This is a genomic window from Gemmatimonadaceae bacterium, from assembly GCA_035606695.1.
In the GTDB taxonomy this organism is placed as follows: Bacteria; Gemmatimonadota; Gemmatimonadetes; order Gemmatimonadales; family Gemmatimonadaceae; genus JAQBQB01.
This window is the reverse complement of the sequence record DATNEW010000033.1, coordinates 57,545-72,923: the sequence shown is the minus strand read 5'-3', so window position 1 is coordinate 72,923 and position 15,379 is coordinate 57,545. Positions and strand designations below refer to the sequence as shown.

Annotated in this window: 14 protein-coding genes; 7 read left to right on the top strand and 7 right to left on the bottom strand. The window is 64.5% G+C overall.

All coding sequences use genetic code 11. The annotated features are described in order from the left end of the window. Positions 1 to 5 precede the first annotated feature (5 nt). The gene (locus VN706_17915) at positions 6 to 527 is read right to left on the bottom strand and encodes a DinB family protein (protein ID HXT17523.1); all 522 of its coding nucleotides are present in this window, start codon (positions 525 to 527) and stop codon (positions 6 to 8) included. Between the two features lie 120 nt (positions 528 to 647). Here VN706_17915 and VN706_17910 point away from each other — a divergent pair, with 120 nt between their 5' ends. Both VN706_17910 and VN706_17905 read left to right on the top strand, forming a co-directional pair. Then, positions 648 to 1,550, top strand: coding sequence for a LysR family transcriptional regulator (locus VN706_17910; protein ID HXT17522.1), 903 nt, complete (start codon positions 648 to 650; stop codon positions 1,548 to 1,550). Positions 1,551 to 1,602: 52 nt separating this feature from the next. After that, on the top strand, positions 1,603 to 2,496 hold the full coding sequence (locus VN706_17905) for a helix-turn-helix domain-containing GNAT family N-acetyltransferase (protein ID HXT17521.1): 894 nt from the start codon (positions 1,603 to 1,605) through the stop codon (positions 2,494 to 2,496). Between the two features lie 508 nt (positions 2,497 to 3,004). On the opposite strand, the gene VN706_17900 is transcribed toward VN706_17905, so the two are convergent. The 3 genes from VN706_17900 to VN706_17890 form a co-directional block, all read right to left on the bottom strand. Then, a complete protein-coding gene (locus VN706_17900) occupies positions 3,005 to 6,481 on the bottom strand; it encodes an ADOP family duplicated permease (GenBank protein HXT17520.1) in 3,477 nt (1,158 codons plus the stop codon). A 214-nt stretch (positions 6,482 to 6,695) separates the two neighbouring features. Next, entirely contained in the window at positions 6,696 to 7,937 is a 1,242-nt protein-coding gene (locus tag VN706_17895; protein ID HXT17519.1) for an ABC transporter permease, read from the bottom strand. Positions 7,938 to 7,988: 51 nt separating this feature from the next. Then, the gene (locus VN706_17890) at positions 7,989 to 8,726 is read right to left on the bottom strand and encodes a hypothetical protein (GenBank protein HXT17518.1); all 738 of its coding nucleotides are present in this window, start codon (positions 8,724 to 8,726) and stop codon (positions 7,989 to 7,991) included. 144 nt (positions 8,727 to 8,870) lie between these two features. Between VN706_17890 and VN706_17885 the strand changes: the two genes are divergently transcribed. Then, positions 8,871 to 10,160 carry a sensor histidine kinase gene (locus VN706_17885; GenBank protein ID HXT17517.1) on the top strand — a complete coding sequence of 430 codons (1,290 nt, stop codon included), beginning with the start codon at positions 8,871 to 8,873 and terminating at the stop codon, positions 10,158 to 10,160. 18 nt (positions 10,161 to 10,178) lie between these two features. Next, a complete protein-coding gene (locus VN706_17880) occupies positions 10,179 to 10,811 on the top strand; it encodes a response regulator transcription factor (GenBank protein ID HXT17516.1) in 633 nt (210 codons plus the stop codon). A gap of 266 nt (positions 10,812 to 11,077) precedes the next feature. Here VN706_17880 and VN706_17875 read toward each other — a convergent pair whose 3' ends face one another. Together VN706_17875 and VN706_17870 are read right to left on the bottom strand one after the other, a co-directional pair. Beyond that, positions 11,078 to 11,806 carry a hypothetical protein gene (locus VN706_17875; GenBank protein ID HXT17515.1) on the bottom strand — a complete coding sequence of 243 codons (729 nt, stop codon included), beginning with the start codon at positions 11,804 to 11,806 and terminating at the stop codon, positions 11,078 to 11,080. Between the two features lie 15 nt (positions 11,807 to 11,821). Beyond that, entirely contained in the window at positions 11,822 to 12,163 is a 342-nt protein-coding gene (locus VN706_17870; protein HXT17514.1) for a PadR family transcriptional regulator, read from the bottom strand. A 136-nt stretch (positions 12,164 to 12,299) separates the two neighbouring features. Here VN706_17870 and VN706_17865 point away from each other — a divergent pair, with 136 nt between their 5' ends. The 3 genes from VN706_17865 (at position 12,300) to VN706_17855 (ending at position 14,671) form a co-directional block, all read left to right on the top strand. Next, positions 12,300 to 13,259, top strand: coding sequence for an alpha/beta hydrolase (locus tag VN706_17865; protein ID HXT17513.1), 960 nt, complete (start codon positions 12,300 to 12,302; stop codon positions 13,257 to 13,259). 91 nt (positions 13,260 to 13,350) lie between these two features. Continuing rightward, complete coding sequence (locus tag VN706_17860) at positions 13,351 to 13,749, top strand: DoxX family protein (protein HXT17512.1); 399 nt, start codon at positions 13,351 to 13,353, stop codon at positions 13,747 to 13,749. 190 nt (positions 13,750 to 13,939) lie between these two features. Continuing rightward, positions 13,940 to 14,671 (top strand): LuxR C-terminal-related transcriptional regulator, encoded by a 732-nt coding sequence (locus tag VN706_17855; GenBank protein ID HXT17511.1) that lies wholly within the window; start codon positions 13,940 to 13,942, stop codon positions 14,669 to 14,671. 21 nt (positions 14,672 to 14,692) lie between these two features. Here VN706_17855 and VN706_17850 read toward each other — a convergent pair whose 3' ends face one another. Continuing rightward, on the bottom strand, positions 14,693 to 15,157 hold the full coding sequence (locus VN706_17850) for a hypothetical protein (GenBank protein ID HXT17510.1): 465 nt from the start codon (positions 15,155 to 15,157) through the stop codon (positions 14,693 to 14,695). Positions 15,158 to 15,379: the final 222 nt, after the last annotated feature.

Below are 15,379 nucleotides of genomic sequence, written 5' to 3'. Positions count from 1 at the left end.
GCCGGCTACTTGGACCAGGGTGGAACCACGCCGTTGGTGCGCGCATACGCGATCGACTGTCCCAAATGCTCGTGTTGATCCAGGAGGACGTGCATCAGGGCGTCCCGCTTCGGCCATTCTTTTCCGAACAGTTTCACGTTCGTCCGCAGATCGGCGTCGGACAGTCCTGCAATCACTTTTTGCAGCTGCGCGTAAGACGTCTTGAGAGCGTCCTGCATCTTCTCTGGATCGGTGATGGGTGCCGGCCTGGCGGGGGCCGGGGAGCCTGAAAGCACGTTGGCGGTCAGGCCGTTTTCGGCCACGATCAGGTTGAAGACGTCGCTGACGGAGCGAATGCCCTCCCCGGGCTTCCAGTCGTACTTGCCCGACATGACACGCGCGAGGCCAGTGAATTTGTCGGACAGCGTTCCGGCATCTTCCGCGAGGGCGGCCTGTAATCCCCCCGCCTGCCGCTGCGCCTGCGCCGACGGCGCCATTGGAAGGACCGCAAGCGCGCACAAGCCGAACTGAATCAGAATTTTCTTCATATGGAGCAGCCTCATTTGGTGATGGGGGTTTCCCGAACGAACGGTTAAGGCTGATTCACGTTTGCGTCAAATGCACTTTTGGCAATATCATATTGCTCGACCAGCAACTGGGAGTTTGTCGTGCTCGATGAGATGCGGACGTTCGTCGTCCTGGCCGAATCAGGCTCGTTGCAGCGGGCGGCGGAACGGCTCTTCCTGACGCCGTCGGCGGTCACCCGGCAGATCCAGCGCCTCGAAGCGGCATTGAAGACGCCACTGCTCGATCGTCGTGTGAAGCCGGGACGGATCACTCGCGAAGGCCGCGAGGTGCTCGATCGCGGCCGACAGATGCTGCGCATCATGGACGATCTCAAGGCGAACAGTGCGGCGGACGCCGAGCCAAGCGGAGCTTTCCGCGTCGGATTGTCGTTTATGCTCGCACAGCCGAGCCTCGTCGCGTCGATCGAGCGCTTGACGAGTCGCTTCCCCCGGCTTCAACCGGTGCTGAGCACCCACCTCAAGCAACAGCTCATCGAGCAGCTCCGCACCGGCGAGCTCGACGTCGCCCTGGCGTTCCTCTCGGCGAACGACACCATACCCGGCGATTTGGCCAGCAGCCGTTTGGCGTCAGAACGTCTGGTCTTGGTCAAGGCCAAAGGACCGCAACCTCGTCCGCGGCGCTCGAGCAAGTCGAAGGATCACGCGCTCGACGGCCGCTGGGTGCTCAACCCGTCCGGTTGCTTTATTCGAGCCGCGATCGAGGCGAGGTTGCGCGAGCTCGGCACTCCGTTCGAACTCGCCGCCGCGATCAACAATATCGACATGCAATTGTCTCTCGTGGCGAGCGGGATCGGCTTCGGGGCTATCCCCTCGCGATTTCTTGCCTCGCATTCGAAACGCCGGCGGCTGGAGCGAATCACGCGGTCCGGCATCAGCATCGAGGCGTCGATCGTGTTCGTGCAAGCCGCCCATCTCGGCCGGCTCGAACCCGCGGCGTCATTTCTCGAGCAGGAGTTTCGAAGCCACTTCACGGATCGTGAATAGGACTTGCGCCCCGTCATCGGCCCGGACAGATATCTGACCGAGGTCAGACATCATGGCAAACCCCGCCATCGAGCAAGTCCGGCGCTTCAACCGTCTCGTCGCCGAGCGCATTGGCGCACTCGAGGATCATTTTCTCGGACGATCCCGTCCGCTCGGTGAGGCGCGGCTTCTCTGGGAAATCGGCACCGACGGCGCCGACGTCCGCGACCTGCGGGGCCGGCTCGGTCTCGATTCAGGATACGTCAGCAGGCTTCTACGATTGCTCGAGCGGCAGCGGCTGGTGACCGTCCGCGTCAACGCCGGCGATGCGCGCCTGCGGCGCGCGACGCTTACGAAGCGAGGATTGGCTGAACGCCGGGAGCTCGACAAGAGGTCCAACGCTGTCGCCCAGCGAATGCTCGAGCCGCTCAGCGCGACGCAACGAGAGACGTTCTTGTCATCGCTGGCCGAGATCGAACGTCTCCTCCAGGCGTCCATGGTCCGGTTCGACGTCGAGGATCCGCGGACCGCGACATCGCGATGGTGTCTCTCCCAGTACTTCGCCGAGTTGAATGAGCGCTTCGACCTTGGCTTCGATCCGGCGCGAAGTCTGTACGCCGACACTCGCGTGTTCGCTCGCCCCAGCGGAGCATTCGTGATCGCGCGAGTGCGCGGCCGTCCGATCGGGTGTGGCGCCGTGAAGTTCAACGGCAAACAGCCGGCCGAGTTCAAGCGCATGTGGATCGCCAAGGAGTCGCGCGGGCTCGGACTCGGCAAACGTCTTCTCGACGTGCTCGAGAATGAAGCGCGAATGGCCGGCGCGACGGCGGTGCGCCTCGAGACGAACCGTACGCTCACGGAAGCCATTTCGATGTACCGGCGATCAGGATACGTCGAGATCGAACCGTTCAATGACGAGCCCTACGCGCACCACTGGTTCGAAAAGAAGCTTCGTCGCAGGCGATGACCGCCGCGTCAAGTTGGCCCGAAAACCACGGACGTGATGGACAAGTGTTCGCGTCTCGCGCACGAATGCGCCGCGGTGCCGGCCGGTTCCGCATTGCGCGGCTTCTTTGTGCGCGTCTGATCGACTCGGTGCACCATGCAGCAAAACGAGACGACGATCGCGAACGCTTCCACTCCTCTATCGGCCCACGATGGCCAACTACGCACACCACGGCCCGATTGCGTCCCGGTACTGTTTCGCCATCACGCGAGAGGAGGGACAGCGATTTGCTTTCACTGTCGCTGACGTGCGCGAACCGATCGTACGACGGAAGGCGGCGGCTCGTACTTTGAGACAGGATGAACCGGGCGTGCGGGATCCAGTTCGCGCGCTCGCCGCGGACGAGATGTGCGAGGATGGCGTAAGCGCCTCAGGTATCGGGCCCTCCCGTGGCGTCAATCCACGCCGTGCCGACATCGTGCAACATCGCATGCAGCGTCTCGGGCGTGCGTTCGAGGGGAATGCTGCGCTACTCCGCGCGCAACGACGCCATCGGATCAGCCGCCGCGCCACGACGCGCCGGCACGACGCACGCCCCGACGGCAACCAAACCCAGAAGAAGTGGAACGGCCACGAGCGTTGCCGGATCGACTGCGCCGATGCCGTAGAGGAATCTGGAAACCACGCGACCCGCGCCGATCGCGCCCGCGAGCCCGATCACGAGACCGACGGCCATGAGCGCAAACCCATGCCGCACGACCAACCACGTGATATCCGCTCCGCGCGCACCAAGCGCGAGACGCACCCCGAACTCACGCATGCGCTGTGCGACGCCAAACGCCAGGACCGCGTAGAGACCCGTCATGGCGAGCACGACACCGACGAGGCCAAACGCCGCGATCAGCCGCGCGCCAAGCTTTTGCTGCAGGAGAAACTTGTCGACGTCCTGCGCGAGTAACCTCGGGCGCTCGAGTGCGACGTTTGGATCGAGCTTTGCCAACTCCTCTGTCGCGGCCCGCAGCGCGGAGGTGGTCGTGGTTCTGGCACGGATGTATAGAAGGCGTGACGTGCCGAACTGCTCGGCAGACGGCAAATATCCGAACGCCTTGGGCGCCTCTTGCAGGCTCGCGTATTTGCCGTCGCCGATGATGCCGACGATCTCCATCTCGCGTCCAAACGTGACGATGCGGCGACCGACAATGCTCGGCGGCGGATCGTTCGGCCACAGCTTGTGCGCGAGCGTCAGGTTGATGATCGCCACGGGCGCCGGCTCGCGCCGATCGTGGCTCGTAAAGAGTCGGCCGGATACTAATGGTGTCTCGAGAAGCTCGATGAACCCGGAGTCGGCCACCGCCCATTGCGCAACGACATCGTCGTCGGAATGACTGACGCGTTTCGTCTCCTCGTTCATCACCGCCCCACTCAGCGGAGCGGCGTTCGCGGTCGCGGCGGCAGCGATCTCGGGACGCGCGCGCAGCCTCGCCAGCAAACGCTGATAGAATTGTTCGGCCGCGTTTCGGTCGTAGCCGTGAACTCCGACACTCAAATCGCCGGCGATCACACCCTCGGCCCGGAAGCCTGGATCGATGTTGAGAGAACGTTGAAGCGAGCGGATGAAGAGTCCCGCGATCGCAAGCAGCACGACGGACGACGCAATCTGGGCGACGACGAACGTGCTGCGCAGCCTCGATCGTCTCTCGCTGGTCTGCACACCGCTCGCCTTGAGCGCGCTCGCGAGATCGACCGCCGTGGCGTGAAGGGCGGGAACGATGCCCGCGACGAGCGCGGTCCCCAGCACAATGACGCCGACGATCGCGAGGACCGTAGCATTCACGCCGAATGCGACGGACATCGGAATTCCCGACGGCCGATACGCATTGAGAAATCGCGAAAGCCACAGCGCGATGAGTGTTCCGAGAATTCCGCCGGCCGCACACAAGATCACGCTCTCGACGATCAGCTGCCGAATGAGACGCGCGCGACCCGCGCCCACGGCCATCCGCGTCGCCATCTCTCGCGTGCGGGCGGTTGCGCGCGCGAGCAGCAGCCCGGCGGCATTCGCCGCGGCAACCACGAGCACCAGCAGCGCGACGCCAAAAAGCATCGTGATGAATTGCTCCATGGACTTTTGCATCATGGTTGGGAGCGTCCGCACGGGCTCGGCCCACGCATTCAGAATCCGCGTTCTCGGATCCTCGGTCGGGACACGGGGCGCGATGACTCTGAGCGCTTCACTCGCGCCGCGCACGGCGACTCCGGGGCGCAGCCTTCCAAAGATGTTCATCCAGAAGCCGGGCAGAACAGCGGCGGTTTTGTCGTCGCTATGGCCTCCGCCGCGAACAGTCAGCCTTGCATACGCTGGAGCTGGGACCCACACGTCGATCGAAAACACGGCGCCAATCGCGCCCCGGAAGCCTTGCGGTGCCACCGCGACGATCGTCATCGGGCGGCTGTCGAGATGAATCGTTCTACCAATGATGTTCGGATCTGCGTTGAGCGCGCTTCGCCAAAAGTCGTAGCCGAGCACCGCGACCGACTGCGCACCGCCCGGCTTGTCGATTTGTGAATCGTAAAATCGCCCGAGCGCGGGACGGATTCCGAGAACGTCGAAGTAGCTGCCCGATGTGAGCAGGCCGCTCACCGCGCGCGCCGCGTTCCCAACTCGCATCGAGAAGGACGCATGACTCTGTGCGGCAATGTTGGTGAACACTCCGGCCGTGGCGTCGCGGTACGCGAGATAGCGGTCGTACCGAAACCCGCTCGCACCGAAGTTATTCACGTTGTTCGGACCCTTCCGTTGCTCTTGAATCACAACGAGCGCTTTCGGATCCGCCACCGGCGGCGGGCGCAGGACGAGCGCTTCGATGGCACTCAGTACGACGGTCGTCGCGCCGAGCCCGATCGCGAGAATTCCGATGATGGCGGCCGAGAATGCCGGTGCCCGTTTGATCGCGCGTGCGGCGAAGCGCGCGTCGGCATCGAGCCCGGAGAACGCGCCGGCGATTCGCTTGACCAGCGGACGCCGCGGACGCCGCGGCTGTTCACGTTTGCGACGTCTGGCCGCGTATCGCTCGAGCGCGGCTGGATTCGGACGCAAACGTTGGCGCACGAGTGCCAGCGGCGTGAACGAATTGTTCCCGACGCTTGTGCCGGCGATCAGCGTATCGCGACAATCGCGGACACGGCGCCAACGCTGATCGGGGTCGTAGGCGAGGCACCGTTCGATCGCGCGCACGAGATCCATCGGCGCATCGGGCGCACACACGCCGAGCGGAACAACGGGTCCGTTGCGCTGCTGCCTGAGTCGCTCGGCCGGCGACGTGGCATCGAACGGCAGACGTCCTCCAAGGAGAAGAAATCCCAGCACGCCGAACGAGTAGATCTCGCTGCGGGGATCGAGTTCCGGCTCGCCGAGCATCTGCTCGGGCGCCATGAAGTGCGGCGTGCCCCACGTCTCACGCGTCGCGTTCACGCCGGCGTCGCGCATCGGAAACGCGGCGACGCCGAAGTCGATGAGTCGCACGCGCGGCGGGATGTGGTCATCGATCGCGCCGGCACGCTCGAGCAGCACGTTCTCGGGCTTGAGGTCCCGATGCAGCACCCCTTCTCCGTGCACATACGCGAGGGCGTCGGCGATCTCGATGAGGATTCGTCGAACTTCGTCGGCGTCGAACGGCTCGTCGCGCGCAATGCGATCGGCGAGCGTCTCTCCGCTTACGTAGGGCATGACCATGTAGACCGCGCCGTTCGACTCGCCGGCGGCGAGTAGCGGCACCACCGCCGGGTGGCTCAGATTTGCCATGGTGCGCGCTTCGCGGAGCAGGCGCTCGCGTTCGTCGTCGCTCCATGCGCGGTCGCCGCGCAGCACCTTGATTGCCACGAGCCGGTGGAGATCGCGCTCGCGCGCGAGGTAGACGGCGCCGAACGCGCCGGCGCCAAGCGCGCGAACGATCTGATAGCGGTTGCCAAGTTGCCGCTCGACGGCGGCGCAAGCGTCTTCCGGCATTCCGATAAATGCGCGGCAAGGCGCCGGATGTCCAGGCGATTCCCGAAACCGCGCGCGGATCGCCCGGTCGCGCGTCTGTCGCGCGACGGATTTGTTTCACCGAGACAGGCGCAGCGTGAACCCTATGACACGCAGGAGAGCGGACCCATTGGTCCTTGGTCGGATTTAGGAGGCCGATCAATGGTGTACTGCCGCGGGATCGCGCACACGCGCTTCATTCGTGGCGGATCGCGTCGATCGGCGACAGTCGCGCCGCGCGAAGTGCCGGCAACATTCCGAACACGATACCGACGGCGACCGCCGAGACCACCGACGTCACGATGGTTGGCCAGGTCACGGCGGCCCAGAGTTGCGCTCCCGGCACACGCCAGCGAACCAGCGCCGCAAGTGCAAACGCACCGCCTAGCCCCAAGCAGGTCCCCAATCCACTTCCAAGGGTCGCAATGGCAATAGACTCGGTGAGGAATTGCCACATGATGTCGCGACGACGCGCGCCGAGCGCCTTTCTGACGCCGATCTCACGGGTCCGCTCGGCGACCCCGGCAAGCAACACGTTCATGATTCCCACACCGCCAACGACGAGCGCGATTCCGGCGAACGCGCCCAGGACGAATTTCAAAACGCTCATTGCCCCGCGCACTTGCGCGAGCTGCGCGAGCGAGGTCGTGACGGACACCTGACGGTCCCAATCGCGATAGCGTGTCGCCAGCCAATCAATGATTCGCTCCCTGGTGGGATCAACGAGCTCGATACTCGGCGCGAGGACGGCGAGCGATGGCACTTTCCCGTCGTGCGCACCCAGCGCGGCGGCGGCCTGGCGGAGCGGAACGAAGATTTCGAACGTCGTCTCACCGACGTAGGGCGGCATCACGCCGACGGTCGTGGCCATGTGGCCTCGTACCCTCACTTCGCGACCGATCATCTCCGCCGGATCTCCAGTGGGTGAGAGTTCCGTTGCAAGCTTGTACGACAGCACGGCAACCGGCGTGTTGTGTGCGACCTCGGCCTCGGTGAGGTACCGGCCCGCGAACACATCGCGGGCGCCAAAGCGGAGATAGTTCGCAAGCGTCGCAGTCACCGCCGCGGCGTGGGCCGGTTTGCGTGGCGCCTCCACGATTGTGGTGCCCGTGACGCTCATCGTCACGTCGATACGACCCCCAAGGAATGCGTGCAGCTCGGCGGCGTCGTGTCGGTCGAAGACCGGGTAAACCGCGTTCGGGAAGGCAAAGCCGTCACGAATGATTTGCGTTCTCGGACTGACGGCAATGGACAGGATGCCCGTCTGGGCGGCAATGCGGTCGCGAAGGAATCCCTCAAATCCGTCCGCGAGCGTGAGCGTCGCGATCACGGATGCAATGCCCATCACCACGCCGAGTGTCGAGAGCGCGGTCCGCAATGGATTGGCTGTCATGGCGGAGACGCCTTCGGCCAGGGACGCGCGAGACACCGCGATCATGTTGAGTATCTAATCATGAGTGTACGCTCATTAGTGTACGCTTATGAGCGATCATGGCGGCGGCACTCGCTTCGGTGCGTCCAGCGATCGATGCGCGGAAAGGGCAACGGCATCGATGTCAAACGCGGAAACACGCCGCAACGGCACCTGCCCATTTGCGCCGGCGATCGAATCGACGCTCCCACGGGCGTCGGTATACAGCGTGGGCCCGCCACGAGGACCTAGCCGCGTCGCATTCACCGTGAGCAGCGCAATCGGCAGCGACTGCGCCGTGAACGGCCCGGTGATCGGCACGGTGACGATGACGGTCGAATCAGGCGCGGATCGGCCTGTTCTCGCCCCGGCAATCATCGCCTCGAACATCCCGATCGACCCGCCAAGTATGGGATAGGCGCCGTGGGCAGCAATCGCTCGGCGCACCGCGGAGTCAGAGACGATTGCAACGAACACCGTATCGTCGGTAAACTGCGCGTCGTAGGTGTATTCAACCTTCCCGCCCGGATGCCGCAGCAAGAGGTGTGCAGACTTGGGGTGTCCCTCGGAGGTCAATGCCATGGTGTACTCATGCCGCATGATCTCCCGATGTCGATCCGCGCCATTGTGGTAGGTAACCCAGAGGCCTGAGATCCTGCTCCCCGCCCGCTCCACGCGCTCGAGTGTCAGTGTGTCCGCGCCGATCGTGGAGACATACCACCGCGCCTGGGCCTGGAGAGCGGAGGGCGCCGAACCAACGACGCACATGGCGACGGTGCACAGCGTTCGCAGCAAGCGACTGTCAAGACGGAACATGAGCACTCCAGTGTGGGCCGGAAGCCGGAGCGCTGACGCTACGTCTCCAGCGCAAATGCCGGTATCGTCCAGAGGTCGCGGGGGACATACAACTTTTGACGGATGCGCGGCGTACGTTGGTGAAGCATCCTTCGTCTACGCGTCATGACCGTCGCCTCTGATCAATCGCCAGTCGAACCGCTGTTTGCGTCCAACGGGCGCCTCTGGCTCCGCGTGTGGGCAGGGACGCAAGCGGCGGCTCTCCTCGTCGTCTGCTACATCGTCCTCGACGCCTCCGGCGGAATCGAGCGCTTCCTCCTGTCTCGGGGCTCGGCACGAACCATCGGCGCAGTCGTGTTGATCGCCGCGTACCACGCCGTCGGCGTTTCATCGTATGCCTGGATACTCCGGCGGCGCTGGGCAATCTCCCTCTTCGTCACGCTCGGCTGGGCGATCATCGTCGCCGCGGTTGCAACGAATACCGCATTCAGCCTGTTGATCCTCGGCGCGATTCTTCAAGGATTCATCTTTCTCCCCTTTGGATGGGGCATCGCAACGCTCACGCTGATCGTTCTGCTTTCCCTCGGCGATCTGCTCGTCCAGAGCGGGCGCCACGGATGGGATGCGAAGCTGACGCTTGCCCGGATCGTAGGCCTCTTGGCCACCGGGCTCACCGTGGGAACGGTCATGCTCTACATCCATCGCTCCAACCGTGACGCGTCAGTTCGGTCGCAACTGCTGCGTCAGCTCGACGATGCGCAGCGTGATCTTGCCGAGCGGTCGCGGGAGTCGGGCGTGCAGGAAGAGCGGCAACGCCTGGCACGTGACATTCACGACACGCTCGCCCAGGGATTTACGAGCGTGATCAAGCATCTCGAGGCGGTCGAGCTGGTCGTGGGCCGATCGAGCACTGAAGCCGGCGCTTCTCTCGACGACATCATGGCGAGCGCGCGTCCGCATCTCGCGAGCGCGCAGGCAGTATCGAGAGAAAGCCTGGCGGAGATTCGCCGGCTCGTTTGGGCACTCCGACCGCCACAGTTGGTCGAAGCAACGCTGCCTGCGGCGCTCGAGCGCATCGTCGCGCAATGGAGCGAAGCGAACGATGTCGCCGCCACCTGTACGATCGGCGTGCTGCCACCCCTCCAGCCCGACGCCGATGTCATCTTTCTGCGCGCGACGCAGGAGTCGCTGAGCAACGTCGCCCGTCACGCGCACGCGACACGCGTGGGCGTCTCGATGCAATGCGTCGACGAGCTCGTGCTGCTCTGCGTCGAAGACGACGGTTGTGGGTTCACCAATTCGGATGATTCGCGCGTGGAGCACATGGGCCTCACCGGAATGCGCGAGCGTGTGCGTCCGTTCGGCGGGCACGTTCTCATCGAGAGCGATCGTGGAACCGGCACGAGTATCACGGTCGCGCTGCCGTTGGCAGCGATCTCTCTGCCGCGAGCATGACGCGCGCATGACGCGCGCATGACGCGAATTCGTATTCTCGTCGTCGACGATCATCCGATTGTCCGCAGTGGCATTACGAGCGTGCTCGCGACGCAGGCGGATTTCGACGTCGTGGGCGAGGCTGCAACGGGAGATGAGGCGATTGCCGGCGCCGCACGGTTGGAGCCGGATCTGGTGCTGATGGACCTCCGAATGCCGGGCCGCGACGGCGTCGCGGCGGCGGCGGCGATTCTTCGCGCTCGTCCGTCGACGCGCATCGTCGTTTTGACAACGTATGCGTCCGACGGCGAAGTACTGCGGGCGATCGAAGCGGGAGCGGTCGGTTACCTACTGAAGGATGTCCCGCACGATGAGTTGTTCCGCGCATTGCGCGCGGTCGCGCGTGACGAGCGATATCTCGCACCGCTCGTTACCGAACGATTGATGGCGCGTTGGCAGCAACCGGCCCGCGTGACATTGACCGATCGGGAGCTCGAGGTCCTCCACCGTGTCGCACGCGGCGATGGCAACAAGAGTATTGCGGCCGGACTGGGGATCGCCGAGCCGACGGTCAAAGCGCACCTCGTGCACATATTCGAAAAGCTGGGCGTGGACAACCGCACGGCGGCCGTGCGCGTGGCACGCGAGCAGGGGCTCATTCGAGAAGAATAATGCCAACCCAACGGCCCATATGATGACCATTCGACCGCACCAATTCATCCGCGCGCTCACGGCTGCGTCCATCGGGCGCACCCGAAGCGCTTCGGGCCGCCGCGCAGGAGAATCTCGACGCTGTTGAACGCGCGGCGCGACCATGAGATCATTTCGGCCTACACGGTGGCGTTCTTCGATCGCTATCTCCGTGGACGAGCGAGCCCGTTGCTCGACGGAACCGCGTCCTCATGCGCCGAGGCAACGTTCCGGTCGTCGAAGCGGGACTAGATCCGTTTCCAAGGGTCGCTGACGAGCCGCGCGCAGCGGCCACAATACTGCAGCAGCTTATCCAGCGCGAAATGCAAACCGATGAGCGCGGTCAGCGCGACTGCGAGGCCGGCCCAGAAGGTAAACGAGACCGCTTGGTTGATGAACACGTCGCTCGCGCGCTGATGTCGCAGCTCGATTGCCGAAGCCACGACGAGCGTCGTCAATGACACCTTTGCGAAACCCGCCAGGACTCGTGCGCGTCGTACGCTGGCGTAGTGAACCAGGCTACGCAGCCGACGCACCCCGTACGATACGCAAATCAATCGTGAGACGGCCCAGCTCACAGCCGCCGCCACCGCTGAGACGCAGAAGCTGAGCGCGACGGCGCGCGTATGCGTGCCGTCATCGGTCGCAAAGCGCGACCACGCCCATACCGAAACGATGATCAACGTCCCGAACGCCGCCATGAATCCGGAGCTTTCGTGAATCAATCGCGCGGCGTAGGCCAAACGCCGCCGCGTAGCCCAGAGATGAGCCAGTCCGACGCTCGCGACAAGATCAACGAGCATGAACGCCCAGAACGCGGCCAACGCGCGCCGGGACCGCGAGCCCTGAACGCGCTCCAGTTCGAGAGCAAACGCCGCGACGACCGCCTCCTCGTATCGCGACCGAAAACGCCACGGGTACGCGCCCACGAGTCGCCGATACACGGCAACGGAGCGGCTCTCTGACGGACGCGACACGTGACGGCGCTCGCCCTAGCCGCGCGCGCGCGCGACGATGCCTTTCTTCGCCGCTCGGCGCACCAGCTCGGACATCCGATCCGCTTCGGTCGCGAGCGCTCGTCGTCCGGCTGCGGTGAGACGAAAGTAGCGGCGCCGCTCGTCAAACGAGTCGCTCGACGCGCCCGCCGACTCGGCGACGAGGTGCTGCGATACGAGTTGCTGAATGGTACGGTACAGCGCGCCGGGCCCGAGCGCCGGACCGAAGCCGTCAACGCGCAGCTCCTGCATGAGCGCGTACCCGTGCCGCTCACCGTCGGCCAGGCCGATCAGGAGCCGGATCGCCGTGAGCCCCAGCGGGCGCGAACTGTTCGTCATGTCCAAGTATCAGGGACCGTACCGCGAAGGTCAAGCGGCGACGGCTTGACGACTATTCCCGTTCCGGGTATAGTGCGCCATACTATTCTCGTTTTGGGAATAGTGGCGTCGTCCTCTCAGGTGACGGAGCATCCAAATGAACCGGTTCGGCATGGCCGGCATTGCGGCTCTTCCGGCGCTCGCCATCGTCGGCGCAGGATCGGAGCGTATCGCGGAATGGCGCGACAGTCGCCGGTATCCCGCGGTCGGCCACCGCGTATCGATTGGCGCGCGCGAGCTCAACCTGCATTGCGCCGGCAGCGGCGCGCCGACGATCGTCTATGAAGCGGGAAAGCAAATCCCAGGCTTCTTCTGGACGCCGATCCTCACGCGAACGTCGGCGTTCGCGCGGTCCTGCTGGTACGATCGCGCCGGCATGGGCTGGAGCGATCCGGCCCCGGCGCCGCGCACGGCGGCCGAGATCGCGAGCGATTTGCACGCGCTGCTCCACGCCGCCGGCGAGCGGCCACCGTACGTGCTCGTCGCGCACTCGCTCGGCGGATTCTATGCGCGCGTGTTCAACGCCTCGTATCGCGATGAAGTTGCCGGACTCGTATTGATTGACCCGGCAAGCGAGGACATCGCGACGCGCATGCGCAGCACACCGCGGCGAACGCCCCCGCTGTCTCCCGCGGGGATGGCGCGCGTTGCCAGGACGTTGGGATTCTTTGGCGTACCTAGATTTTTCAGCGCGCCCACTCCCTCGCGCCCGCCGTCCTGGACCGCCAGTGACTGGCGCGAGCTCAACGCCCTCGAGCAGGAGCCGAGCGCCATCGTCGCGAACAGCGGCGAAGGACCGTATCAATCGCTGGGCGACGAGGCGCGCGCAGCCGGCGGGTTCGGAAGCACGCCCGTGCTCGTGCTGTCAGCAGGCCATGATGCGCTGCCGCCCGACGCATTGACGGAAAAGCTGGCCATTCACCGGGAGCTCGCCGCTGCATCGACGAATGGCCGCGCGGTCGTCATCGCACAAAGCGGACATTTCATTCCGCTGGAGTTCCCCGATACGGTGGTGTGGGCGGTACGCGACGTCGTCGAACGCGTACGGCGCCGTTGAGCGTCGTGATCAGCGCAATCACGGCGATGGTGCGCCGCGGAAGAACAGCGGGCCCACCATGAAGCCCTCCGGGCCACCATCCGCATTTTGGGTGATCCGAGTCGGCGTCGCGCTCATCTTCGTTTCGATCGGCCTGGGCAAGTTCGACTCGCGCCCTGGCAGCGAATGGGTGCTGATTTTCGCTCGCATCGGCCTCGGCCAATGGTTTCGCGTGTTCACCGGCGTCGTCGAGGTGCTCGGCGGCGTGCTGATGGCGCCGCCGCGGACGAGCCGATACGGCGCGCTGCTCCTCGCTGCAACGATGCTCGGTGCCGCGATCGCACACGTGACGGTCTTGCGCGATCCGCTCGCTGTGATCATCCCTCTCGTCCTCGGCGGCATTGCCGTCGTGGTCGGATTGCACGAACCATCGTACGACATTCGTGCGCTCATGTCGCGCGGCGAACGTGAACGGTCAGCCACGCGGAACAGCGGTGACGCGGAAGCATAGGTAATACTTCCGCGAATACAGTCATTCCGCACCACGACAGCGTCGAATCGATCTCGCGCAAACGTGACACGATGGGCGCGTTCGTGCTCGCGCGTCGCCGACTCGGCCTCCGCGCTCGCGGTAGATTTCGTACGCACGCATTCCGATCTGCTCGTCCGCGGGCCCGGCCGCCACGGTACCACGGGCGAATATGTCCGACGCACCGCTCGAGCCGGCGGCGACGTACCTTACCAAGCATCTCACGCCGGGAACGCTGAGACACATGCTCGAATCGGAACTGTTTGCATTGCTCGAGCACACTGCGGATGCCGCATACACCGTGACGTCCGACGGCGAGATTTGCTCGTGGAACAGAGCCGCCGAGCGTCTGCTCGGTCACGCGAGCGCGGACGTTGTCCGCCGAAACATCGACAGTGTGCTCAACGCGAGGGACGCGCTGGGCACCGACGCGCTCGCCGGCGGCCTCGAGGCCGCCGCGCGCCATTGGAACGACGAGCGAGGTATTCCGAACTTCGACTTGGAGGTCTCGACGAAGCCGGGCGAGCGCATATGGATCAACGTGTCGACGATCGTCTTCGACAATTCGCGGACTGGCCGACGGCTCTTCGTGAGGCTGGCGCGGGACATGACCGAACGACGCCAGCGGGAGGCGCTCGTGACGAAGTTGTCGGACCTGGCGCGCCAAGTCGTGGCGGTCACCGATCCCGTGTCGGATCATGCGCCGGTCGAACCGCTCTCCGAGCAGGAGCGCCGCATTCTCGCGTTGTTTGCCCAGGGAAAAAACGCGACGAGTATCGCGCGCAAACTGAAGATCTCGCCACAGACATTGCGGAATCACCTGCATCACATCAATCGCAAGCTCCGTACGCACAATCGACTCGAAGCCGTGACACACGCCCAACGTCGCGGCCTGATCGACTGACCCGTCCCGCCTTGAGCACATTTACGTTTCTTCCTCGGCCCGCCGCAGGTACGTCGCGAGCGGATGCGTTCGAACCAGCAGAGCAAGGGCGATAGCCGTCGCGATGAGGCTGCCGCCGAAAATCCCGACCCAGGCGATATCTCCGACCGCTGCTTCTGCCACGAGGTTCGTCATCATCGCGATCCCTCCTTCGAGCATCAGCACTCCGAAAATCACGGCGAACATCAGGCTCGGGGCGCGCGCGGCGCCGTGAATCACGGAGAGAACCACCACCGCGTACGTGATGTTCAACAGATAGTGCATCACAGTGAAGCCCGCGATGCCGCCGAGTGCGGTGAACGTGTGAAAAGCATGTCCGAACACGGCGTCGACCAGCGCAACCCAGAGCCACGTTGCCGTGGCCATGATCAACCCGAGGCGCACGCCTTCTCGCCGTGCGTTGTGGCGGCGTGGCGGCTGCAGCGACAAGATCTGCGACGCAGTCATGATTCTCCATCCTCCTCACTACGTGGTGAACGGCCGGGATTGACAAGTTGTCGTCAGCGTCGATGCTTCAAAATGACGCGCGTGTACCATGATGCTCGACGGACGTACCAACGACACAGCGCCTCGCGGCCGACACCTTACCCGTCGGAGGCCCAAGAACCGGCTGTGAGCACTCAGCCCGCACGACAGATTCCTCGATCTCACGGAAGGTTCAGCGTGATA

Excerpts from the sequence above, each read along its gene's own strand:
- VN706_17915 (HXT17523.1), bottom strand. The coding sequence starts at position 527 with ATGAAGAAAATTCTGATTCAGTTCGGCTTGTGCGCGCTTGCGGTCCTT.
- VN706_17905 (HXT17521.1), top strand. The coding sequence starts at position 1,603 with ATGGCAAACCCCGCCATCGAGCAAGTCCGGCGCTTCAACCGTCTCGTC.
- VN706_17900 (HXT17520.1), bottom strand. The coding sequence starts at position 6,481 with ATGCCGGAAGACGCTTGCGCCGCCGTCGAGCGGCAACTTGGCAACCGC.
- VN706_17895 (HXT17519.1), bottom strand. The coding sequence starts at position 7,937 with ATGATCGCGGTGTCTCGCGCGTCCCTGGCCGAAGGCGTCTCCGCCATG.
- VN706_17890 (HXT17518.1), bottom strand. The coding sequence starts at position 8,726 with ATGTTCCGTCTTGACAGTCGCTTGCTGCGAACGCTGTGCACCGTCGCC.
- VN706_17885 (HXT17517.1), top strand. The coding sequence starts at position 8,871 with ATGACCGTCGCCTCTGATCAATCGCCAGTCGAACCGCTGTTTGCGTCC.
- VN706_17880 (HXT17516.1), top strand. The coding sequence starts at position 10,179 with ATGACGCGAATTCGTATTCTCGTCGTCGACGATCATCCGATTGTCCGC.
- VN706_17870 (HXT17514.1), bottom strand. The coding sequence starts at position 12,163 with ATGACGAACAGTTCGCGCCCGCTGGGGCTCACGGCGATCCGGCTCCTG.
- VN706_17865 (HXT17513.1), top strand. The coding sequence starts at position 12,300 with ATGAACCGGTTCGGCATGGCCGGCATTGCGGCTCTTCCGGCGCTCGCC.
- VN706_17855 (HXT17511.1), top strand. The coding sequence starts at position 13,940 with ATGTCCGACGCACCGCTCGAGCCGGCGGCGACGTACCTTACCAAGCAT.
- VN706_17850 (HXT17510.1), bottom strand. The coding sequence starts at position 15,157 with ATGACTGCGTCGCAGATCTTGTCGCTGCAGCCGCCACGCCGCCACAAC.